This window comes from Mesorhizobium sp. P2_B5 (assembly GCF_056404775.1).
This window is the reverse complement of sequence record NZ_JBFUDJ010000009.1, coordinates 135,175-155,521: the sequence shown is the minus strand read 5'-3', so window position 1 is coordinate 155,521 and position 20,347 is coordinate 135,175. Positions and strand designations below refer to the sequence as shown.

At 62.9% G+C, this 20,347-nt stretch carries 18 protein-coding genes; 9 read left to right on the top strand and 9 right to left on the bottom strand.

All coding sequences use genetic code 11. From position 1 onward, the window contains the following. The first annotated feature begins 217 nt into the window (after positions 1-217). Genes AC1D1N_RS24855 through AC1D1N_RS24845 form a run of 3 tightly spaced genes read left to right on the top strand, consistent with a single transcriptional unit; the run spans position 218 to position 4,880 of the window. Positions 218-1,861: an SIR2 family protein gene (locus tag AC1D1N_RS24855; protein WP_436260226.1), complete on the top strand. Its 1,644-nt coding sequence runs from the start codon at positions 218-220 to the stop codon at positions 1,859-1,861. Beyond that, positions 1,858-2,445, top strand: a complete 588-nt coding sequence (locus AC1D1N_RS24850) for a hypothetical protein (protein WP_436260225.1) — start codon at positions 1,858-1,860, stop codon at positions 2,443-2,445. The genes AC1D1N_RS24855 and AC1D1N_RS24850 overlap by 4 nt, the downstream gene beginning before the upstream one ends. Further along, positions 2,442-4,880: an AAA family ATPase gene (locus AC1D1N_RS24845; RefSeq protein ID WP_436260224.1), complete on the top strand. Its 2,439-nt coding sequence runs from the start codon at positions 2,442-2,444 to the stop codon at positions 4,878-4,880. The genes AC1D1N_RS24850 and AC1D1N_RS24845 overlap by 4 nt, the downstream gene beginning before the upstream one ends. A gap of 405 nt (positions 4,881-5,285) precedes the next feature. Here the strand turns inward: AC1D1N_RS24845 and AC1D1N_RS24840 are convergent, their stop codons facing one another. Further along, positions 5,286-5,537 carry a helix-turn-helix domain-containing protein gene (locus AC1D1N_RS24840; protein ID WP_436260223.1) on the bottom strand — a complete coding sequence of 84 codons (252 nt, stop codon included), beginning with the start codon at positions 5,535-5,537 and terminating at the stop codon, positions 5,286-5,288. 91 nt (positions 5,538-5,628) lie between these two features. Here AC1D1N_RS24840 and AC1D1N_RS24835 point away from each other — a divergent pair, with 91 nt between their 5' ends. After that, the gene (locus AC1D1N_RS24835; RefSeq protein ID WP_436260222.1) at positions 5,629-6,231 is read left to right on the top strand and encodes a hypothetical protein; all 603 of its coding nucleotides are present in this window, start codon (positions 5,629-5,631) and stop codon (positions 6,229-6,231) included. Positions 6,232-6,282: 51 nt separating this feature from the next. On the opposite strand, the gene AC1D1N_RS24830 is transcribed toward AC1D1N_RS24835, so the two are convergent. From AC1D1N_RS24830 to map, 3 genes are all read right to left on the bottom strand, one after another. Next, the gene (locus tag AC1D1N_RS24830; RefSeq protein ID WP_436260221.1) at positions 6,283-7,536 is read right to left on the bottom strand and encodes a tyrosine-type recombinase/integrase; all 1,254 of its coding nucleotides are present in this window, start codon (positions 7,534-7,536) and stop codon (positions 6,283-6,285) included. 147 nt (positions 7,537-7,683) lie between these two features. After that, positions 7,684-8,352, bottom strand: a complete 669-nt coding sequence (locus AC1D1N_RS24825; RefSeq protein WP_436260220.1) for a JAB domain-containing protein — start codon at positions 8,350-8,352, stop codon at positions 7,684-7,686. Between the two features lie 226 nt (positions 8,353-8,578). After that, complete coding sequence (gene map / locus AC1D1N_RS24820; protein ID WP_112564709.1) at positions 8,579-9,406, bottom strand: type I methionyl aminopeptidase; 828 nt, start codon at positions 9,404-9,406, stop codon at positions 8,579-8,581. 342 nt (positions 9,407-9,748) lie between these two features. Here map and AC1D1N_RS24815 point away from each other — a divergent pair, with 342 nt between their 5' ends. The 3 genes from AC1D1N_RS24815 (at position 9,749) to AC1D1N_RS24805 (ending at position 10,853) form a co-directional block, all read left to right on the top strand. Continuing rightward, positions 9,749-9,982, top strand: coding sequence for a hypothetical protein (locus AC1D1N_RS24815; RefSeq protein WP_477351650.1), 234 nt, complete (start codon positions 9,749-9,751; stop codon positions 9,980-9,982). A gap of 148 nt (positions 9,983-10,130) precedes the next feature. Then, the gene (locus tag AC1D1N_RS24810) at positions 10,131-10,430 is read left to right on the top strand and encodes a DUF982 domain-containing protein (protein ID WP_112564705.1); all 300 of its coding nucleotides are present in this window, start codon (positions 10,131-10,133) and stop codon (positions 10,428-10,430) included. Between the two features lie 147 nt (positions 10,431-10,577). Beyond that, the gene (locus AC1D1N_RS24805; protein ID WP_112564854.1) at positions 10,578-10,853 is read left to right on the top strand and encodes a DUF6074 family protein; all 276 of its coding nucleotides are present in this window, start codon (positions 10,578-10,580) and stop codon (positions 10,851-10,853) included. A gap of 23 nt (positions 10,854-10,876) precedes the next feature. Here the strand turns inward: AC1D1N_RS24805 and AC1D1N_RS24800 are convergent, their stop codons facing one another. The 5 genes from AC1D1N_RS24800 to AC1D1N_RS24780 form a co-directional block, all read right to left on the bottom strand. Further along, positions 10,877-12,379 (bottom strand): efflux transporter outer membrane subunit, encoded by a 1,503-nt coding sequence (locus AC1D1N_RS24800; protein ID WP_477351647.1) that lies wholly within the window; start codon positions 12,377-12,379, stop codon positions 10,877-10,879. Positions 12,380-12,390: 11 nt separating this feature from the next. Continuing rightward, positions 12,391-15,534 carry an efflux RND transporter permease subunit gene (locus AC1D1N_RS24795; RefSeq protein WP_477351645.1) on the bottom strand — a complete coding sequence of 1,048 codons (3,144 nt, stop codon included), beginning with the start codon at positions 15,532-15,534 and terminating at the stop codon, positions 12,391-12,393. A gap of 4 nt (positions 15,535-15,538) precedes the next feature. After that, positions 15,539-16,816 (bottom strand): efflux RND transporter periplasmic adaptor subunit, encoded by a 1,278-nt coding sequence (locus AC1D1N_RS24790; RefSeq protein WP_477351643.1) that lies wholly within the window; start codon positions 16,814-16,816, stop codon positions 15,539-15,541. 254 nt (positions 16,817-17,070) lie between these two features. Then, positions 17,071-17,259 (bottom strand): hypothetical protein, encoded by a 189-nt coding sequence (locus tag AC1D1N_RS24785; protein WP_436260215.1) that lies wholly within the window; start codon positions 17,257-17,259, stop codon positions 17,071-17,073. Positions 17,260-17,456: 197 nt separating this feature from the next. Next, entirely contained in the window at positions 17,457-18,233 is a 777-nt protein-coding gene (locus AC1D1N_RS24780) for a hypothetical protein (RefSeq protein WP_477351641.1), read from the bottom strand. A gap of 126 nt (positions 18,234-18,359) precedes the next feature. Here AC1D1N_RS24780 and AC1D1N_RS24775 point away from each other — a divergent pair, with 126 nt between their 5' ends. Together AC1D1N_RS24775 and AC1D1N_RS24770 are read left to right on the top strand one after the other, a co-directional pair. Beyond that, positions 18,360-19,085, top strand: a complete 726-nt coding sequence (locus AC1D1N_RS24775; RefSeq protein ID WP_436262002.1) for a response regulator — start codon at positions 18,360-18,362, stop codon at positions 19,083-19,085. Further along, positions 19,082-20,323: an ATP-binding protein gene (locus AC1D1N_RS24770; RefSeq protein WP_477351640.1), complete on the top strand. Its 1,242-nt coding sequence runs from the start codon at positions 19,082-19,084 to the stop codon at positions 20,321-20,323. Before AC1D1N_RS24775 ends, AC1D1N_RS24770 begins: the two co-directional genes overlap by 4 nt. Positions 20,324-20,347 lie beyond the last annotated feature (24 nt).

Below are 20,347 nucleotides of genomic sequence, written 5' to 3'. Positions count from 1 at the left end.
ACAGAAATCGACCTCCAATCGTCCTTTTCCACTGTGAAGAGTACCAAGCCCATTAGCTGGCGCTGTACTCGTTGCATTGACGAACCGCCAAGCGTTGTTCGCGACCCGAATATTCTTCAAAATATTGGTGGAAACAGTCACTCGGTCACGCTAGGTGTAGTGTGGAGGGGGCACCTTGCCGACAGCGTCAACTATTAAGATCGCGGAGACGCTCGACTTGCTCGACGGTCCGCAGAAGAGCTTTTCCGCGGGCTTCCAGGCCGGGCAGTACGCCCTCTGGTTGGGATCTGGCATTTCGCGGGACCGCGTAGTCGGGCTGGACGGTGTCCTGTCCAAGCTGCTCGAGAACCTGCGTCTCCGCATCACCGGCGCCGACTGCGAGCACCATCGCGCGTTCGACAGTATCCTCGGTCTTGCCGACCTGTCTGCTGCCGAGAGAGCGCAGGTCGATCTCGCGCAGCCAGTTGGGTCATGGCCGATCCACGATGCACTCATTGACCGGCTCTGGAACAAGTACTCGAAGGTGCTGGGCACCGAGGTTCAGGGCCGGCCCTTCGACTACCTGCTGTGGGACGTCCTCGAGTTCGCTACGACATTTGCCGCGCAGAAGGCCGACGCCGAGCACCTGGCGATCGCCATGCTGGTTCTCGAAGGCGTGGTGTCAGATCTTGCCACGGCCAATTGGGACGGGCTGCTGGAAGCGGCAATGGTTGAACTCGGTCGGCCGAACGAGACATTCCGCGTCGCCGTCACCGGGGGCGACCTGCACGGACCGCTGGGAATCGGGACGTTGTACAAGTTCCATGGCTGCGCGAACCGGGCAATAGCGAACGAAGCAGAGTACCGGCCGCTGCTCGTAGCGAGGGAAGCAGCCATCACGCATTGGGCGCAGAACCAGCGCTTCACACAGATGCGGGAGCAGCTCAGGGCACTGATTGCTCGTTCAAGAACGCTGATGATCGGCCTCTCCGGGCAGGACACCAACATCCAGCAGCTGTTCGGCGCGAATGGTTGGATCTGGAATTCCGTCCCGGCGCCGATAGTGTTTGCGGCCCAGGAGCTCTCCGAGGGACAGAAATCTATCCTCGAGGGTGCGTACCAGGGCGACTATGAGGCCAACCGAGACCAGATCCGAACGGATGCCACCTTGCCTGCCTTCGGAAAACCACTGTTGCTGGCGCTGCTGCTGAGAACGATGTTCGGCAAGCTTGCCGCCCTCGCTGGCCTGCTGACGTCGCCAGCCGTAGGTGCTGCGGGCAAGCAGAACCTCGTCGAGGGTCTGAAAGCGCTCGAACTTGCCGCGGCGCAGGCCGGGAACGCCAACCGGTACGTGTGCGCCCGGACCATTGCCGCGTTGATGGGCCGGGTCACCGAGCAGTTTCTCGGGGGGCCGGGTAGCGCCGGCCGCCGCCCCTACATGCCGCTGAGTGCGCAGCCGGCGCATCTGATGCAGCAGGACCCAGCGGTAGGGTTCTCCGGCAGGCCGGAAGCCGCTGCCGCGCTGGGGCTGATCGGCCAGGGCCTTGTCGCCAACCAGTGGTCGGTTGCGGTCGACGATCCGGAGCAGCCGACGAGCGGAGCGCTGCGACTTGTCGCTCCGGCGGCCCAGGCCCGCGTGTTTCTCGCCGCCAATGACGACAACATCAACCAGCTCGTCGCGTCGGGGGCTTTCGACGAGGTGGACGACGACGTCGTCGTCATCTGCTCGCGCAAGGTCACGCCCCGGCAGCAGCGAAGCCCTTCCAAGTCCTGGCGGACAGGCAAGGCGCCGCCGCGCTATATTAGCGTCAGCGACCTGCTCGAGGGTTCGGCATCGTTTGACGAGGTCCAGGGCAGGTTCAACTCTGAGGTCGGGCTATGACGACAGCGGAAACGGTCTTTGAAATCCTGACGAAGGAGGGTGGCTACCGGCCGCTCGGCAAATCGATCAGGATCGGTTCGCAGGCTTTTGATTTCACCCATGTGCTGGTGGCCGGCGAAAAGGCCAACGACCTTGTGATCGTGATCGAACTCACCGGCGCGTCCGAAGACACACAGGTTACGCGGTCGGTCCTCGCCTTTACCCGTGCGCTCGATGTGCTGGGCTCGAAGCGATCGGTAACCGCCGTTCTGACCTCGGGTCAGGCGGACAACGACCTGCTGAACTCGATCAGTCGCGTCTGCCGCGTGCTGCCGGTCGGCGCACCGACCGGGCCGATGGCGGAAGAAATGGTGCGGGACTGGCTGGCCGTGCTGCTGCCGCTGAAGAGCCCGCCGCCGGTCGAGCACCTTGCCGACTGGAAGGCCAACCTCGAAAAGGAGCTTGAACACACCGATGACGAGCCGGCTGTCGTCCGGTTCGTGCAGCTGGCCGAAAAGGGCAAGGAGGCGGTGGAGGCGGCGCTCGCCCTCGAGATCTCGACGCTTGCCGACAAGGTGCTCGAGGACGGAGCGGCGCAGTCATGAAACCGCGTTTAAAGTCGCTCTCGGTCCAGAATTTCCGTTCCATGCGCGGATCGGTGGTCATTCCGCTCGATGCGCAGGTGGTGCTGGTTCACGGCACCAACGGCATGGGCAAGACCAGCGTGATGTCGGCCATCGAACTTGGTCTTACCGGCTCCATCGCCCATCTCGAAGACCAGTCGAAGTACCACGACTTCCTCACCCATATCGACACGGCGGGTGGTTCGATCCAGCTCGCCGTCGAAGGGATGAATGGTCGTTCGACCGGGGCTGGCCAGGTCACGTTCGCTCCGGGTTCGTTCGACGCGACGCCGGCGCTCAATGCGGCCGACGCCGGTTTCTTTGCTGAGCGGTGCTACCTGCCGCAGGCAGTGCTAGGTCGCCTGCTGGACATCTACGACCAAAAGAAGACCACGAACTCGCGGCTGACGGAGTTCGTGAAGGAATTGCTGCGCCTTGATGCGCTCGACGCCTTGGTGGACGGCCTCGACCATGCGTTCAACGTCACCCGGATACGGAAGCTTGCTCCGGTCTACAAGCAGCTCGAAGAGGCTCGTGATCTGCTCGACCAGCAACTCGACCGTGAACGGTCGAGCGTCGAGACCGCCCGGCAGGCGACAACCCAGCGCATCTCCCGTCTCAACGAACTGCTGGCCGTTCTGGACCCCACCGCAGTGCCGGTCGGTGCCGGTTTCGATGTCGCCGCACTGCAGGCCCGGGTTGGAGACCGGGACAGGGACCAGGCCGAACTCGCCAGCGTCACCCAGCAGGGCTCGGAGGTGAGTTCGTTGTTGAGCCGTCTCGAGCAGACCTCGGCAGGAAGTCCCGACGCCGAAATCGCGGCGCTGGAGCGGGATGCTGCCACCATCGGGTCCGAGTACGAGACGTGGCTGAACGGCCCTGGAGCGCAGATCACCCAGGCGCTGGGCGTCCTCAGAGAGTTTCATTCCGAGCTTTCGCCAGTCGATGGCGCCAGCGTCGAGGATCAGGTCAGCGATGCTCTGAGATGGTGCGTCGTCGAGGTCGATCGCTGGCAGCGGTTGCTGGACCAGCACGGCACGGCGAGCCAGCAGCTGACGGCGGCGAGAACGACAATCCAGAGGGCGACGACGCGGATTGGTGAGATCAACCAGGCGCTCGAAGCGGGCGCTAAGGATGCCCGGACCCTCGCCGCTGCCCTTGCGGGCATCGCACCGCATGTCGAAGCGGACATGTGCCCGGTCTGCAACCGCGACTACGCGGAGCTCGATAATGGCTCCCTGACCGCACACATTGCGGCCACGATAGCGAACCTCACGTCGGAGGCAGGGCGCCTGCAGGCGCTCTCGACGGAGCGAGCATCGGAGAGCGAGCGGTTGACGACGGCGCGGCGGGATGAAGCAACAGCCGAGCGGCTAGTGCTGCAGCCCGAGGCGCTCGTCGATCTGCGCCGGCGCCAGTCCGCGATCGCGTCGATCAGGTCGAGGCTTGAACCGTTGCAGGAGGATGCCGCTGACGGGCAGAGCCTCTTCGTGCGCCTCGACGGTGCTCGCCGGAGCCTCGCCGCCACGAGACGGGCAGGGCTGCAGTCGGCGTCCCTGCTTCCCGAAATCAATGATGCGGTGGAACGGGCAACCGGCCAGCCGACGACGAACTTTTCGAGCCTGCGAGAGGCCCTCGAGGCAGCTACCGGAGCGCTTTCGGGCCGTCTCAGAGCCGTCCAGGCGACACTTTCGTCGCGCGTCTCGGTCGAGACCGAACTCGACCAGTATGCCCGCGAGGCACAGTTGCTGTCGGACCGCGTGGCGCGGGCAATCGAGCTGGAAAGGCGCGTTGCGACGGTGAAGGGGGCCTTTTCGTCGATTGGCGAGGTGCGAGAGCGGGCGAAGACCATCGCGACCGCGGCAACCCATGTCCGTTCGGGGATCGTCCGCGACGTTTTCAGCGGGTCGCTCAACAAGGTCTGGCGCGACCTGTTCGTCCGGCTTGCTCCCAACGAGCAGTTCGTTCCGCAATTCCGGCTTCCCGATCAGGGGGATGGCAAGGTGGAGGCTGTGCTGGAGACGTTTCATAGGTCAGGGCAGTCCTCCGGTCCTCCCGGCGCCATGCTCAGCCAGGGTAATTTGAACACCGCGGCTCTGACCCTGTTCCTTGCGCTTAACCTGTCGGTACCGTCGCAACTGCCATGGTTGGTGCTCGACGACCCCGTGCAGTCGATGGATGATGTTCACATCGCTCAGTTTGCCGCTCTGTTGCGAACGTTTTCGAAGGGTCTCGGCAAGCAAGTGGTGATCGCGGTGCACGAGCGTGCGCTGTTCGAATATCTGACGCTTGAATTAAGCCCAGCCTTTGCTGGCGACAGTTTGATTACCGTGGAGATCAGTCGCAATTTCGCCGGCGACGCCGTTGCGGATCCTCACTTCTATGCGTTTGAGGACGATAAGGCTGTCGCTGCCTGAGATAACTCGGCCTATCTGCGCAGGTCTGCGTGGCAGCGGGTTACCGGGTCTGGCCGATGCCAAAAGTCGGCGCCCTGGATGATCGGGGCAAGATTTGTCGAGTATCTCGGAGGGCAGAGCCGCAACGACCAAACGACAAGGGAAGCCGGGAGCCGCGACGGGCAATGGGTGCCGCCCGGCTTCGCCGGCCATGTGGACAATCATGCCGTCGGTAAGCGGCGAGCAGTAAAGTGTCCCGCACCGCGCCAACATCAGCGATTTTCACACCGACCGGTGGCGTGAACGTCTTCGAGGCACTCGCCCGAGTTCCGTAAATGTCTGAAATTAGGCGCAAAGCCGCCGCTCGCTCGCTACGGCGCTGTTGTGTGGCGCGCTCGCGAGCGGTTCGGACGGTCTCAGCTAGATTCAGTTTGGTTCTGCCGCCAATCTCTTGATGGCTGAAGAAGGGTCGAACCCCAGGATTTTCGCCAAATCGATGAATTCGACTACGTCGACGCGGCGTTGGCCGCTTTCGAGTCGAGCGACAAACGACTGATATTCGCCCAGCTTTTCGGCGAGCTCGGTCTGTGTCAGCCCGCTAGCCTCACGCTTTTCAATCAGCATCGTGATCAATGACTTGTGGCGCAGCGTTCCGAGCGTTTTCACCACCGGCCTCATCCAGTTCCAGATGAGGGCTTCAATTATATCTGATTTCCAGTTATCTTAAATTCAGATACGACCCAGCCATGTCGAATTGGAGGAATCCAAGATGGCGCCATCAGCGGCAATAAAACATGACCCAGCACTCGCCCTGTGGGCCGCATGGCATCGTGCCCAACATACGTCTCTGGTGCTTTGCAGGGTCCAGCAGCGGTTGGAGACCAGAATTATCTGCAATACCGGAATTCAGGCATTGACCAGAGGCGAAATGAAAAAGCAGCCCATGCCAGTGATCGCACCGGACGGCGTTCAGTACGCTGTTGCTCGGGAGGCCGAAGTCTTAGCCATGACCGAAGCGCTCAAACTTCAAGATGCGCTTCCAGAGGTTCCAGCTCTGTCGTTAGCTGGCATCTTGGCCAAGTTGGAGGTGATCGTCGGAGCGGACCGTGACATCGGCGATCCAACCGATTTCCCTTGGCCACACATCGCTTCCGTATTGCGCGATCTGAAAGCTATCGCGGGCGATTTGCAGCCGTGCGAGTTGGACCGCTTCACCACTCGCGCTGATATAACGAGGCATCTACAGCAAGCAGCCCAACTCGTAGACTCTGTCGAGGCGGAACAGGCTGCGGAACATATACGCCAAACTGCGAAATCGTTCGCGGAAACATCCGTTCTTCCAAATCCGGCTGAAAAACCGGCTGAATTTTAGAAATCAAGTCGGCCCTGTCCCGTCTCAAACGCCAAAAAAGCAGTCGCTAGCTCATGCAGCTTCCTTAAGGGCGACTTTACGCTTCTTCTTCGTCACGAGCTCGCGGACAAACTTGTCCCACCGGGCTATGGCAGCACGCTTTTCCGGCATGTAATTCCAGCGATCGTAGCTCTTGGAACTGACGTCCTGCAGAGTGTGGTTCTGCAATCGGTCTCGGATCTCTTTCGAGAGACCTGCCTTGCCGGCAAGCGTCTTCCAGGTTCGCCGGAGATCGCGGTTTGTAACGACGGGAATGACCTCGCGATCGCGCTGTCGCCACATGAATGAATAGAGCGTTCCATGACTGACAGGCTTGGACGGGTCGGTTGCTGATGGGAAAAACCAACCAAATTCATTCGGCTTGATCGACCCGATAAGCTCGGCCGCGATGTTGGGCACGGGGATGGCGTGAGGCTTTCCATTCTTGGTCTTGGACCAGTCGATGATGCACTCAGCGGCATCCCATTGATCGACGTGTAGCCGAGCAATCTCCTCGACGCGTTGGCCGGTCAGCATAAGAATTCTTACTGCACGCGTGTAAGGGGGATGTACCGGCGCATCGGGATATTCGAGCCAGCGATAGAGACGGACAAATTCCTCTTCGTCCAACCAACGCGTTCCAACGTTTTTTGGTTCTGTCGGAATACCAGCAGCCGGATTGTAGATGAGACGAAAGCGACGGACAGAGGTCGAGCGGTAGTCGTGCTCGGATTTCAGCCCCCAACTGTAGGCCGATCGAATATAGCTGCGAACATGATCGGCCATAGACCGTTTGCCTCGCTGATAAATCGGTCGAATGATGTCCCTGATCTCATCGGGCTCGATGTCACGGGCAGGGCGGTTGCGACCGAGCGAATCGGCGATCTTGTTCAACCCCTTTTCGGCTTCCTTCCAGGACGGTTTTCCATCTGCTTTGAGCGACGCGACGTAAGCCTCAAACAGATCGGCGACCGTGCCGGGTCGCATGTCGCCTGCAATCTTGATGCTGCGTCCCTTCTGGATCATGTCGGCGAAATCGCGTCTGAAAATCTCGCGAGCCTGGCTGAGGCCCATTGACGGATACGAGCCGAACTTTTTTTTGAGACGCTTTTGGTCTCGCCATTGCTGGGCCATCCAGTCCGCCGTTACTCGGGTCGGCATTGGCTTTATCACGAGAACGAGGCGGCCTGTTCCGTGACCCTCACCATCGACAAGGTTCTGCTGCTTTCCGGTCTCCTCGACCTGCTTCAAAGCGCGGCGAATCTCTCCATCGGTAAGGCTTGGCACTGGGGTCTCCCGTAGGCTTTCGAGTGGGATCGGCTGACGGGTAGTAGGGGTCTGTGGTTGGGTCCAAACGGGCCTTCGATCCCCCTAAAACCGACCCCAATATGCCACGATATCCGACTGTGCGACAAGTCGAAAAAGCGATATGTATCAATGTGCTATAGCGTGATTGTGCGTGATCAAAAAGAGGCGAGTGGGATGGTTGTGCACCAGGATGACGGCGCTGGCCGACAGTTCCAGCGCGCGCTTGATCACTTCGCGCGGATAGACCGGCGTGTGGTCGACGGTGCCGACCTGCTGCACCTCGTCGGCGATCAGAACGTTCTTCTTGTCGAGGAAGAGGATGCGGAACTGTTCGCGGTTCTCGAACGCCATGGCCGAGCGGCAATAGGCAAGAAGCTGCGTCCAGTTGGACAGCACCTCGCGGTCGCGGACTTCCGTGCGCGCCATGCGTTGCGCGGCTGCGGCAATCACCTTCAGGTCGACGGCCACGGCGGGGCCAATGCCCTTGACCTCCTGCAGCAGCGCCACCGGCGCGCCGAGCACTTCGCCGAATGTGCCGAAACGCGCCAAAAGGGCCTTGGCGATCGGCTTGGTGTCGACACGCGGGATCAGGCGAAACAGCAGCAGTTCGAGAAGCTCGTAGTCGGGCAGGGCGTCGGGACCGCCGGCAACGAAGCGCTCGCGCAAGCGATCGCGATGGCCGTGATAGTGCGGCTTCTCATCCGATTTGTCTTTTTGCGCCTTGTGCTTCGCCGGCGGTTCAATCCACCGCTCGGAGAAGAACCCCCGTTCATCGTCATTGCCGTTGTTCGCCATATCCAGCCCACATCCCTTCGACGCAGACATTAGGGCTTTTCTGGCGTGGATTGGAACAGTTCGTCGCGCAGATAGTGGAGGCGGCAAGATGCAGCCACGATTGCGCAACAAAACTTAACACCACTTAATGCATGCAGCCACCTTCACCTGAAATGCTGACAGCATCGGGGGCTTTCGCCTTTTATGCCTGGAGCACCGTCAACCGGCCGCGACAAATATCGACCGCTCAGGCCGGCAGGCCGGGGCGGTCGAGCTTGTTTGGCGACAGCGTGAAAATCTCGCAGCCCGTGTCGGTAACGCCGATCGTGTGTTCGTACTGCGCCGACAGCGAGCGGTCGCGCGTCACCGCCGTCCAGCCGTCCGACAGCACTTTCACATGCGGGCGGCCAAGATTGATCATCGGCTCGATGGTGAAGATCATGCCCGGCCGCATCTCGACGCCTTCGCTTGACGTGCCGTAGTGCAGGATGTTGGGCGCGTCATGAAACAGCTGGCCGACGCCGTGGCCGCAGAAATCGCGCACCACCGAGCAGCGCTCGGCTTCGGCATAGGTCTGGATGGCAGCGCCGATGGCGCCGGTGCGGGCGCCGGGCCGGACCGCCGCGATGCCGCGCATCAGGCATTCATGGGTGACTTCGAGCAGACGCTCGGCGGCGCGCTTGATGGTGCCGACCGGATACATGCGCGAGGAATCGCCGTGCCAGCCATCGAGTATGTAGGTGACATCGATGTTGACGATGTCGCCATCCTTCAACGGCTTGTTGTCGGGAATGCCGTGGCAGACGACATGATTGATCGAGGTGCAGGACGATTTGGTGTAGCCGCGATAGTTGAGCGTCGCCGGCAGCGCGCCATGGTCCATGCCGTATTCGAAGACGAAACGGTCGATGGTCTCGGTGGTGACGCCCGGCTGGACCATCGGAACCAGCTCATCGAGGCAGCGCGCGGTGAGATCGCAGGCCTTGCGCATTCCCGCAAAGCCTTCCTCGCCGTAGAGGCGGATCTGGCCGGTGTTTCTGAGGGGTGCCGTGGCGGCGTCGAGATAGGTGACCATAGTGTCCGTTTTGTCTGTAAGCGGGCGATGCATATCAGCCCGTTCGAAAATCCTCCCAGATTTGGCACTGGAAGCCGCAAGGTTCAAGGAAGAACTGCCGGCGAGGGGCTCGCGCCAGCGATATTCATGCATTGCGACGCTGTCCTATGCCTTGTCCCGCCCGCACGAACCTCCCCTTTTAGGGCTCGGTCGGCTAGGCCGGTGGAAATATCATGAGATCTTGCCGTCCCATCGCGTTCAAGCGCGCAAAACCAGTCATGACGCCGATCAGGGCGACCTGCTCGGGCCTGATTGCGTTGCTGCTGCTAAACGGAGGGCGGCGCCTGCGGCTGGTCGGCCGCCTTGTTTCTTTCGGTGCAGGTGCTCATCTGCATCGGCACGGTCTATTGGGCGATCGCCGAGACGCTCGGCATAGCGGGAGCCGCCGCACTGGTTCTTGCCACCATCTTTGCTCTGCCATTGGCCTATGTGCTCTTCATAGCCGTGCGCATGGTCTATGAGGCCGAGACCGATCCGGCAACCAATAGCAACAAATTCCAGGAACGAGTGCAGCGGTTTCCATCGGGAATTGCTTAAAAACAAAGCGTTAAAGTGCGCGCCTGTGCGCGCTTTAAACGCGCGGACGCGGCGACCCCAGTGACGACACATTCTTGCGCGACATCAGGTCCAAGCAACTTTTGACGACGAACGGCGTTGTGGCGACACCAGTTCGGGAGACTTGGAAATGGACAGATTGCAATTCGAGGTGCCGGTGCGCATCGCGCCCGCGCCCGGGCTGCCGGTAGAGGAGATTTACAGCGTCGAACAGGCGCTGGATGTCCTGCATGAGTGGCCAAAGAAGCGACAGGGCAAGGTCTATGAGGCGGCGTTCAACGCTTGCTTTGGCGCCACGGTGGATGTCGTCAAGACCGAGGACGCCTGCCGTGCGTTCATGGCGTTCTGCCGGGTCAGCGGCCTGCTGGCCAGGGACATGATGATTACGGCCAAGCGCGGCGGCGGCGAGGCGAGGGGCCTGCGGATCTAAAGCCTTTTTGGATCCGGAGGCTGACCACCCGACTCGCTCGGATCGACGCGGACTCCGCGCCGTTAAGGTTCCGTTTCCGACTTCACAGCTAGGCATGACGCCATAGGGCAGCGTCTGATTCGTTGCGTCAGTGTCATGGTGCAGAATATGTCCTCAGCAAATGTGCGCGCCTTTCCGCTAGACCGGCAGACCATGCTGGTGCGCGAGGTGGCGGCCAGGCTGGGCAGGCTGCATGGCGACACGGCCAATTCCTTCTGGAAGGCCACGGCGCGCGAACTCCTCGACAAGGCGATCGCCGCCGGCAGCGACGCGGCTTCGGCCGCCAACGATGTCCGCCGGTTTTTTGCCGCCGTCCAGGACGAGATGCATTTCAAGGCGAATGATGCCGCACCGGGGCAGCGCCAGACGCGCACCCGGCTCTAAGTAGAAGCACACTGACACGCTCATCACTGCGTGGCGGGCACCGACGACGCCAGCCGTGGACCGGTCTTGGCGTCGACGATCTCGGGCTTGGTGCTGTCGATCGTGCCGTCCCAGCCACCGCCGAGCGCCTTGTTGAGCGCGACATAGTCGGTGGCGATGGCGATGCGGCTTTGCAGCAGATCGTCCTCGGCCGAATAGAGCGAACGCTCGGCGTCCAGCACGTCGAGAAGGCCGGCTTCCCCTGATTTGAACAGCGTGCGCTCGAGATTTGCCGCCTCGCCATAGGATTTCACCGAAGCCGCAAGCTTGCTGTTCCTGATGCGCTCCTGGTGCAGCGCGACGATGGCGTTTTCGACATCTTCGAGCGCCGACAGCACGGACGTCTTGTAGGCGATGAAATACTGATCGCGCTCGGCCCTGGCGACGTCGGCCGCCGCCTTCAGCTGCCCGGCATTGAAGATCGGCACGCTGAGCGTCGGGCCGAACGACCAGCCGATGGTGGAATTCTTGCCGAGGTCGCCGACCCTGAAAGCCGAGGTGTCGATGTTGCCGGTCAGGCTGACTGCGGGATAGCGGGCCGCCTCGGCCTCGCCGACCTTGGCGGTGTATTGGGCATATTGCCGCTCGGCCATGCGCACGTCCGGCCGGGTCAGCAGGATGTCTGCCGGAATACCGATCGGCAGCGGCAGGCGCGGCGTCGGGATCGGCGCGCCGCGCTTCAGCCGCTCGTTCAGCGCCGCCGGCGGGCGGCCGGTGAGCACGGAAAGCCGGTGTACGGCTTGGGCGTAACTGGCCTCGAGCGAGGGAACATCGGCCGCGGTGGCGCTTGCCTGTCCCTGGGCTTTGGCGACATCGGCAGCCGTCGCCGTTCCGGCCAGCAGCATGGTGCGGGTGAGTGCGGCGGTCTGCTGCTGCGATGCAGCGGTGCGCCGTGCCAGCTGGATGCGTGCCTGGTAGCCGCGGGCCTGCGCATAATAGGAGGCGACGTCGCCGACCAGGGTCAGCAGCGTCGAGCGCAGCTCCTGCTCGGAAGTGTCCACGCCATAGCGCGCGGCTTCGACGCCCCTGCGGTTGGCGCCGAACAGGTCGAGCTCCCAGCTGGCGTCGAAGCCGGCCTGGTAATAGCTGTAGGCATCGCCGGCGCTCCCGCCTTCCGTGGTTGCGGCGGTCTTGCTGCGGGTGGCCGAGCCGGAACCGTCGGCCGTGGGGAACAAGGCTCCGGCGCTCTGGCGGTAGCTGGCGCGCGCCTGGCGAATCTTGGCCTTGGCGGTGGCGACGTCCAGATTGCCGGCAACCGCCTCGTCGATGAGTGTGTTCAGTTGCGGATCGCGTAGGCGCTGCCACCATTGCGACAGTTGCGGCGGCCTAGCTATTGAAGCCGTCTTCTGATCGCTCCAGCCTGCCGGCATTGCCAGAAGCGGCTTCTCGTAGTCCGGGCCGACGACGCAGCCCGAAAGCAGGACAACGGCAAGCATAGGCAAAAGCGTCCGCCTCGCGGCCGGACGGCCACGTTCAAAACCTGTCATACGAAATACCCTTATTGCTGGTTGGCTGCTGCTGGCGTCTCGCCCGTGTCTTGTTTCGCGGCCTTGCCCTTAAAGATGCGCCGCACCGTGACGAACAGCAGCGGCACCAGGAACACGCCGATCACCGTCGCCGCGATCATGCCGCCCATGACGCCGATGCCGACGGAGTTCTGCGCGCCTGAGCCGGCGCCGTTGGCGATAGCCAGCGGCGTGACGCCGAGGATGAAAGCCAGCGATGTCATCAGGATCGGCCGCGATCGTTGTCGCGCTGCCTCCAGCGTCGCCTCGACGAGGCCCATGCCGGCCGTCTGCCGCTCGATGGCGAACTCGACGATGAGGATGGCGTTCTTGGCGGCAAGGCCGATCGTGGTCAGCAGGCCGACCTTGAAATAGACGTCGTTGGTCTGGCCGAACAGGCTTGCGGCAAGCAGCGCGCCGAAGATGCCGATCGGCACCGACAGCATGACCGCGAATGGTATCGACCAGCTCTCATAGAGTGCTGCCAGGCACAGGAACACGACCAGTGCCGAGATCGCATAGAGCGACAGCGCCTGGTTGCCGGAAAGCCGCTCCTGGTGCGACAACCCGGTCCATTCATGGGAGTAGCCGGGCGGCAGCTGCGCCACGAGTTTATCGATCTCGTCCATGGCGGCGCCCGAGCTGATACCTGCGGCCGCGGCGCCCTGGATCTCGACCGCGGCCGAGCCATTGTAGCGTTCGAGCCGAGGCGAACCGAATGTCCAGTGGCTGGAGGCGAAGGAGGAGAACGGCACCATGGCGCCGCCGGAATTGCGGACCTGCCATTTGTCCAGATCTTCAGGCTGCATGCGAAAGTTCGGGTCCGACTGCAAATAGACCGGCTTGACCCGTCCGCGATCGATGAAGTCGTTGACGTAGTCGCTGCCCCAGGCGGCCGACAGCGTGTTGTTGATGTCGGCGAGGTTGACGCCAAGCGCGCTGGCTTTCTCCTGGTCGATGTCGACCGAGAATTGCGGCTGGTCTTCCTGGCCGTTGGGCCTCGTGGCGGTGAGCAGCTTGCTCTGTGCGGCAAGACCAAGAAGCTGGTTTCGCGTCTGGATCAGGGCATCATGGCCGGCGCCGTTGACGTCCTGCAGGTAGAAGTCGAAGCCGTTGGTGTTGCCAAAACCCTGGATCGCGGGCGGCGCCAGCGCAAAGACCTGCGCGTCCCTGATCTTGCGGAAGGCGCCCATGGCGCGGCCGGCGACCGCTTGCGCCGACAAGGCCGGCGATGAGCGCTGGCTGAACTCCTTCAGCGGCACGAAAGCAATGCCGACATTCTGCCCGGCGCCGCCAAAACCGAAGCCGGAAGCGGTGAACACCCCTGCGACCGCGTCCTTTTCGTCGTTGAGATAGTGGTCCGTGACCTGCTTCAGCACGCGCTCCGTGCGGTCCTGCGTCGCGCCGACCGGCAATTGCACGCTGGTGATCAGGATGCCCTGGTCCTCTTCCGGCAGGAAGGAGCTCGGCAGCCGGGCAAACATCCAGCCCATGGCGATGACGATGGCGAGGAAGACGGCGAGGAAACGCCAGGAGCGGTTGATGATGCCGTGCGAGCCGTCACGATAGGCCGTCGTGCCGCGGTCGAAGACGCGGTTGAACCAGCCGAACGGACCGGTCTGTGTCGCATGGTCCTTGGGCCGCCGCAGGATGGTGGCGCAGAGTGCCGGCGTCAGCACAAGTGCGACCAGTACGGACAAGATCATCGCCGAGACGATGGTCACCGAGAACTGCCGGTAGATGATGCCGGTCGAGCCGCCGAAGAAAGCCATCGGCACGAACACCGCCGAGAGCACGGTGGCGATGCCGACCAGCGCGCCGGTGATCTCGTTCATCGATTTGCGCGTCGCCTCTTTCGGCGACAGGTCTTCCTCCTGCATGACGCGCTCGACATTCTCGACCACGACGATAGCGTCGTCGACGAGCAGGCCGATGGCCAGCACCATGGCGAACATGGTCAGGGTGTTGATCGAATAGCCGAAGAAGGACAGCACGCCGAACGTGCCGAGCAACACAACCGGCACGGCGATGGTCGGGATGATCGTGGCGCGCAAATTCTGCAGGAAGACGAACATCACCAGGAAGACCAGCACGATCGCCTCGAACAGCGTCTTGACCACCTCCTCGATCGACAGCCGGACGAAGGGCGAGGTGTCGTAGGGGTAGACGACCTCGACGCCTTGCGGGAAGGTCGAGCTCAGCCGGTTGATCGTCGAACGCACCGCTTCCGCCGTGCTGATGGCGTTGGCCCCGGTCGCCAGATTGATGGCGACGCCGGCTGCCGGCTTGCCGTTGTAATTGGCTTGCGTCGTATAGCTTTCGGCGCCGAGCGCGACGGTGGCGACATCGTTGAGGCGAACCAGCGAGCCGTCGGTCTGGCTCTTCAGGATGATGTTGCGGAACTGTTCGGCGGTCTGCAGCCGGCTCTTGGCGGTTACCGTTGCATTGAGCTGCTGGCCCTTGCGTTGCGGCAGGCCGCCGAGCTGGCCGGCCGACACCTGCGTGTTCTGCGCCTCGATCGCGGCGGCCACGTCGCTTGGCATCAGGGCGTATTTGGCGAGCTGGTCGGGGTCGAGCCAGATGCGCATGGCATAGCCGGACCCGAAAAGCTGCGTCGAGCCGACACCCGCGACACGCTTCAGCGTGTCGTTGATGGTGGAGTCGACATAGTCGGCGAGATCGGTCGAGTTCATCTTGCCGTCGCTGGAGACGAAGCCGATGACCATCAGGAAGCCGGTCGAGGATTTGGAGACAGTGATGCCGTTGCTCTGCACCACTTGAGGCAGCTGCGACTGCACCAGCTGCAGCTTGTTCTGCGTCTGCACCTGCGCGGTATCGGGATCGGCCGCGGTGGTGAAGGTCAGCGTGATCGAGGCCGCACCGGTCGAGGTCGACGTCGCCGTCATATAGTCGAGATTGTCGATGCCGGTCATGCCTTGCTCGATGACCTTGGTTACCGAGTTTTCCACTGTCTGGGCGTCAGCGCCGGGATAGGTGGCGCTGATATTGACCGTGGTCGGCGCGATCTGCGGGTACTGCGAGATCGGCAGCGTGGTGAGGGCGAGCAGGCCGCCCAGCATGATCACGATGGCGATCACCCAGGCGAATATCGGCCGGTTGATGAAGAATGCGGACATCGGCTCAGTTCCCGGTCTTCTGGGCGTTGGCGGCCACCTCGGAGGTCGCAGGTACGGCCGAGGAGGTCTGCGCGCGGTCCTTGACCTCGCCGGTTGCCTCGTCGATCGTCACCTCGACGCCGGTCGCATCACCGCCCGGGCGCACCAGTTGCACGCCCTCGACGATGACGCGGTCGCCGTCGCCCACACCGGAATCCACCAGCCAGCTGTTGCCGACGGTGTTGCGCACGGCGAGCACACGCTGCTCGACCTTGCCGGCAGCATTGATGACCATGGCGGTCGCTTCACCCTTGGTATTGCGGCTGACGGCGCGCTGCGGCACCAGGAAACTGTTCTGGGCGACGCCTTCTTCGACCAGCGCGCGCACATACATGCCGGGCAAAAGCAGGCGATCCGGGTTGGGGAACTGAGCCCGCAGCGCAAAAGTGCCGGTGGACTGGTCGACATTGGCGCCGGCGAATTCCATCTTGCCGGTCTGCGTATAGACGGTGCCGTTGTCGAGCTTCAGCTTGACGCTGACGTTGGGGCCACTGAACTTCAGCCGGCCTTCATTGATGGCCTGGCGCAGATTGAGCAGGTTGGTGCTTGATTGCGTGACATCGACGTTGATCGGATCGAGCGCGCGGATGGTGGTGAGCACGGTGTCCTGGTTGGCGGTGACCAACGCTCCCGGCGTCAGTGACGACTTGTCGATGCGGCCGGCGATCGGCGCGGTGATCTTGGTGTAGTCAAGATTGATGCGCGCGGCTTCGACACTTGCCTTGGCCGACGCTACATCCGCCTGTGCCTGCGCCAGCGTCGCGGCGGCATCGTCGTAGTCCTGCTGCGAGACCACCTTCTGCGCCAGCAGGCCGGCATAGCGGTCGAACTTGGCCTGTGCGGTCGGCACTGCTGATTCAGCCTTCTGCTGCGAAGCTTTCGCGCTATCCAGGGCTGCCTGGTAGCTCGCGGGGTTGATGAGATAGAGCGGCTGGCCGACCACGACCTCGCTGCCCTCCTGGAAAAGCCGGGCCTGGATAATGCCGTTCACCTGCGGGCGGACATCGGCGGTCAGCGAGGCGCTGGTGCGTCCCGACAGTTCGGCGGTGATGGCCACCGACTGCGGATGCAGGGTGACGACACCGACCTCGGGCCGGCCGGCAGCGCCCATGCCTGCCGGAGCCTGGGCTCCCTCCTGCGAGCAGGCTGCGAGAAAGAGCGTGGCGCAAAGCGCGACCCAGGACGCGGACCGACGCGACGGCAAAAAGAACTGGCTGGACGGGAACGGCATGGCGTCGATCATCTTTCGCTGGGGTTGCGGTCGAAGGTCATGGCAATCGGAAGGTTATGCAATCGGCTGCGCCCGCTTGCGCGCGGCGTCGAGCATTGCCTCGAAGCGGCTCGTCTTGCGCTCCTTCTCGGCGGCCAGTGCGTATTCGACAAGAAGAATGAAGTCTTTGGCAGAATGAAGTCTTGGCCGCGATGCCCAGTGCCATCAATAGGGCAATAGACAGCGTTTCGCCAAGCGCCTTGCCCTTGATCGGCAATGGGCGGCCCTTACGCAATTTTCTTGTCATCAAGGGCGGCGCTCGACGGCGTCGAAAACGGCAGCGACAGGCGCCAGGCGGCGAAGCTTAGCCGGATCGTGCCCTTGAGCGTGTCCGCCGGCAGGGCCGTCTGCACGGCTCGCGCGCCATGGCCGGTCGAGCCGGCTGGGCCATACGCCGCGATCAGCCGCAGCATCATCAGGGCTTCCCACATTGTCGTGCTTTCGTTGCTTGATGGCGGCCGGAACCGGCGACATAGTTTTTTACGCAATTCCCAAGGGAAAGCGCTGTGCGCTTTTCCCGGGAAAACCGCTTCACACTTTTCCTGGAATTGCTCCACGGGAGAGAACCGGCCGGCCCGAGACCGGGTGTCAGCGGGCCGGCCGGCGCAGCCGGTCAGAGTTGCTCGTCAGTCCGGGGTAGGGCATTGGGAGCGTGTCTGTCATGGCCAGGCAGACCTCCTGGACCGGCTGCGTCCGGCGGATGTCCCCAGGGACCGGGGGGTGGTCCATGAGGTTCCGCCGAGGCAAGGATTTCGAGCTGTTCGGGCGTCAGTTTGGTGCGAAGGGCTGCGATGGCGTCCTTCAACTTGGTGGCTGCGACCGCGCGCTCAGTAACATCGTCGGCCAGCCTTTCCTGGAAGGCGAAGGGATCGCGGGGACGTTGGTCGGCTTTGCCACCGGAGCCATCCGCGGCTCCAGGACCACGATTGCCGGAACCACCGGGGCCATGATCGGGACCGGGCGGCGCCAGCACCGCCTGCAGCGCGCTGGTGTAGTCGCGCCAGGCATCGAGCTGTTCGCTGCGCACACCGATGCGGGTTTCAAGCGCGGCAAGTCGAGCTGCGAGCCTGAATTGCGGCGGCGGACCCATGCGATGCGGATCGAAGCCCTCCGGTCCGTGCCATGCCGGCCGGTGCGGCCAGGGACCTTGATCCGGGGGACCTTGGTCCGGGTCGTCCTGCAACGCTAAAATTTGCGGTGGCTCGCCGGGCGGCGCGACAAAATCGACGTGCTGCGCAAGGGCGGGATGAATGGCGACTGCGGAGAACAGGCCGAGCGCCAGAAGTCTGCTTTGCATGACGTAATCCTTTTCCACATGCATCGGATGGCAGCAGGATAGAGGGCCTTTTTTTCCGCTTTGCTTCGGTGTGTTGCCGAAGGTTTCCAGCAAAGGGAGATTTGTTTCGGAATGTTTCTGGCGGATTGCTGGCAACATTCGGTTGCAATTTTATCTGCTGTGCGCCGGCGGCTTGCCTATAATCGGCGAGGTAAACCGGCAAAGGGCATGTCGCAGGCAATGCAATCGCAACCCCATATCCTCGTCGTCGACGACGACCGCGAGATCAGGACGCTTCTCGGGCGCTACCTCGACGGCCAGGGCTTCCGCGTGTCGATGGCGGCGGACCGGCGCGAATGCGAGCAGAAGCTCGGCGCCGGCCAGTTCGACCTGATCGTGCTCGACGTCATGCTGCCCGATGGCTCGGGGCTCGATATCTGCCGGGGGTTGCGCGACCGCAAACCGCATATCCCGATCATTCTGCTGACGGCGCTGAAAGAGGATGTCGACCGCATCATCGGCCTGGAACTCGGCGCCGACGACTATATCGGCAAGCCGTTCAACCCGCGCGAACTCTCTGCCCGCATCCGCGCCGTGCTGCGGCGGGTGGCGCCGGAGGAGTTTGCCGTACCACGCGCGCGCATCTACCGCTTCGCCAGCTACACGCTGGAGCCCGACATCCGCAAAGTGACCGACGCTGAAGGTGCCCTTGTCGATCTCACCGGCGCCGAATTCGACTTGTTGCAGGTATTTCTCGACCGGCCCGGCCGGCTGTTGTCGCGCGACCAGTTGCTCGATCTCACACAAGGGCGCGAGCGCGAACCGCTTGATCGCTCGGTCGACGTTTTGATGAGCCGGCTGCGCCGTAAGTTCGGCGAGACCGGCGAGGGGCCCTTATTCAAGACAGTGCGCAATGGCGGCTACCAGCTTACCGCGCGCGTCGAGGCCGTGGAGGCCGAGATATGAACTCGCTGCGCCGGCGGCTCATTTTGTTGCTGGTCGCTTCGATCGTCGGTGTGGTCGGCCTGGCCACCGCCGCCGTGATCAGCGTGCGCGGCGGCGGGCCGCCGCCGGAACTGACCGTGCCCTGGATTGCGCAACAGATGGAACTCGTGGTGCGGCTGCAGCCCGGTACTATCCCTGATGTGCTGAACGTGCAACTCACCGATCATCCCGCCGGCGGCAAGGTCGCCCGTGCCGAAACGGCGATGCTCAGCGACATACTGCGCCGCCGGGGCTTCGACCTCCGGGCCATCGTCAACGACAAGGCGGACGAACCCGGACAAATCGCATCGGTGCAACTGCCCGACGGCCGCTGGGCGATCATGGAGGTGCCGCACGTCAAGCCGCCAAGGCGAGAATGGCTGGTTCTGGCCGGCTGGATCTCGCTGATCGTGGCCGGCGCCACGGCGGTGTCCGTCTATTTCACGTCGGTGTTGATCCGGCCGCTGGAAATGCTGGAGGCTGCTGTCTCCAAGATCGGGTCGGACGGTGTGCTGGCGTCGGTGCCGGAAGTGGGCTCGGCCGAGGTCAAGGCGACCGCGCATGCGCTGAACCAGCTCTCCACCCGGCTGAAGGCGGCGATGGAGAGTCGCATGCGGCTGGTCGCTGCCGCCGGTCATGATCTTAGAACGCCGATGACACGCATGCGGCTGCGCGCCGAATTCCTCGACGACGACCGCGATAAATGGCTGCACGACCTCGACGAGCTCGACCGCATCGCCGATAGCGCGATCCGGCTGGTGCGCGAGGAGGTCAACCAGGACGCGGTGGAACCGGTCGACCTGGAAAGGCTGGTGCGCGACATCGCGGCCGAGATGAGATCGCTTGGACATCAGGTGTCGGCCGACCACCTCGACAAGGTCTCGGTGCGGGCAGGGGCGCTCGGTCTGCGCCGGGCCTTGCGCAATCTGATCGTCAACGCCGCCACGCACGGCAAGGGTTGCATTGTTTCGCTCACCGCTGCCGACGGCCGCGCCGTCCTGGCAATCGCCGACCATGGCCCCGGCATCCCGCCGGAATTGCTAAACAAGGCATTCGAACCATTCTTCCGCGTCAACCCCGCCCGCTGGCAATCCATCCCCGGCGCCGGTCTGGGCTTGGCCATCGCCAAGGAAATCGTCGAACGCTATGGCGGAACCATCACGCTGGAGAATCTGCCCGGCGGCGGGCTTTTGCAGACGGTTGGGTTTGAGGCGGTTTAGCGCTCGAAGACCGGTGCCATTCGG

Bases quoted from the DNA above. Each gene is read 5' to 3' on its own strand.
- AC1D1N_RS24845 (WP_436260224.1), top strand. From the start codon at position 2,442: ATGAAACCGCGTTTAAAGTCGCTCTCGGTCCAGAATTTCCGTTCCATG.
- AC1D1N_RS24785 (WP_436260215.1), bottom strand. From the start codon at position 17,259: ATGATGCTGCGGCTGATCGCGGCGTATGGCCCAGCCGGCTCGACCGGC.
- AC1D1N_RS24840 (WP_436260223.1), bottom strand. From the start codon at position 5,537: ATGAGGCCGGTGGTGAAAACGCTCGGAACGCTGCGCCACAAGTCATTG.
- AC1D1N_RS24770 (WP_477351640.1), top strand. From the start codon at position 19,082: ATGAACTCGCTGCGCCGGCGGCTCATTTTGTTGCTGGTCGCTTCGATC.
- map (WP_112564709.1), bottom strand. From the start codon at position 9,406: ATGGTCACCTATCTCGACGCCGCCACGGCACCCCTCAGAAACACCGGC.
- AC1D1N_RS24805 (WP_112564854.1), top strand. From the start codon at position 10,578: ATGTCCTCAGCAAATGTGCGCGCCTTTCCGCTAGACCGGCAGACCATG.
- AC1D1N_RS24795 (WP_477351645.1), bottom strand. From the start codon at position 15,534: ATGTCCGCATTCTTCATCAACCGGCCGATATTCGCCTGGGTGATCGCC.
- AC1D1N_RS24790 (WP_477351643.1), bottom strand. From the start codon at position 16,816: ATGATCGACGCCATGCCGTTCCCGTCCAGCCAGTTCTTTTTGCCGTCG.
- AC1D1N_RS24850 (WP_436260225.1), top strand. From the start codon at position 1,858: ATGACGACAGCGGAAACGGTCTTTGAAATCCTGACGAAGGAGGGTGGC.
- AC1D1N_RS24835 (WP_436260222.1), top strand. From the start codon at position 5,629: ATGGCGCCATCAGCGGCAATAAAACATGACCCAGCACTCGCCCTGTGG.
- AC1D1N_RS24810 (WP_112564705.1), top strand. From the start codon at position 10,131: ATGGACAGATTGCAATTCGAGGTGCCGGTGCGCATCGCGCCCGCGCCC.
- AC1D1N_RS24775 (WP_436262002.1), top strand. From the start codon at position 18,360: ATGCAATCGCAACCCCATATCCTCGTCGTCGACGACGACCGCGAGATC.
- AC1D1N_RS24800 (WP_477351647.1), bottom strand. From the start codon at position 12,379: ATGACAGGTTTTGAACGTGGCCGTCCGGCCGCGAGGCGGACGCTTTTG.
- AC1D1N_RS24825 (WP_436260220.1), bottom strand. From the start codon at position 8,352: ATGGCGAACAACGGCAATGACGATGAACGGGGGTTCTTCTCCGAGCGG.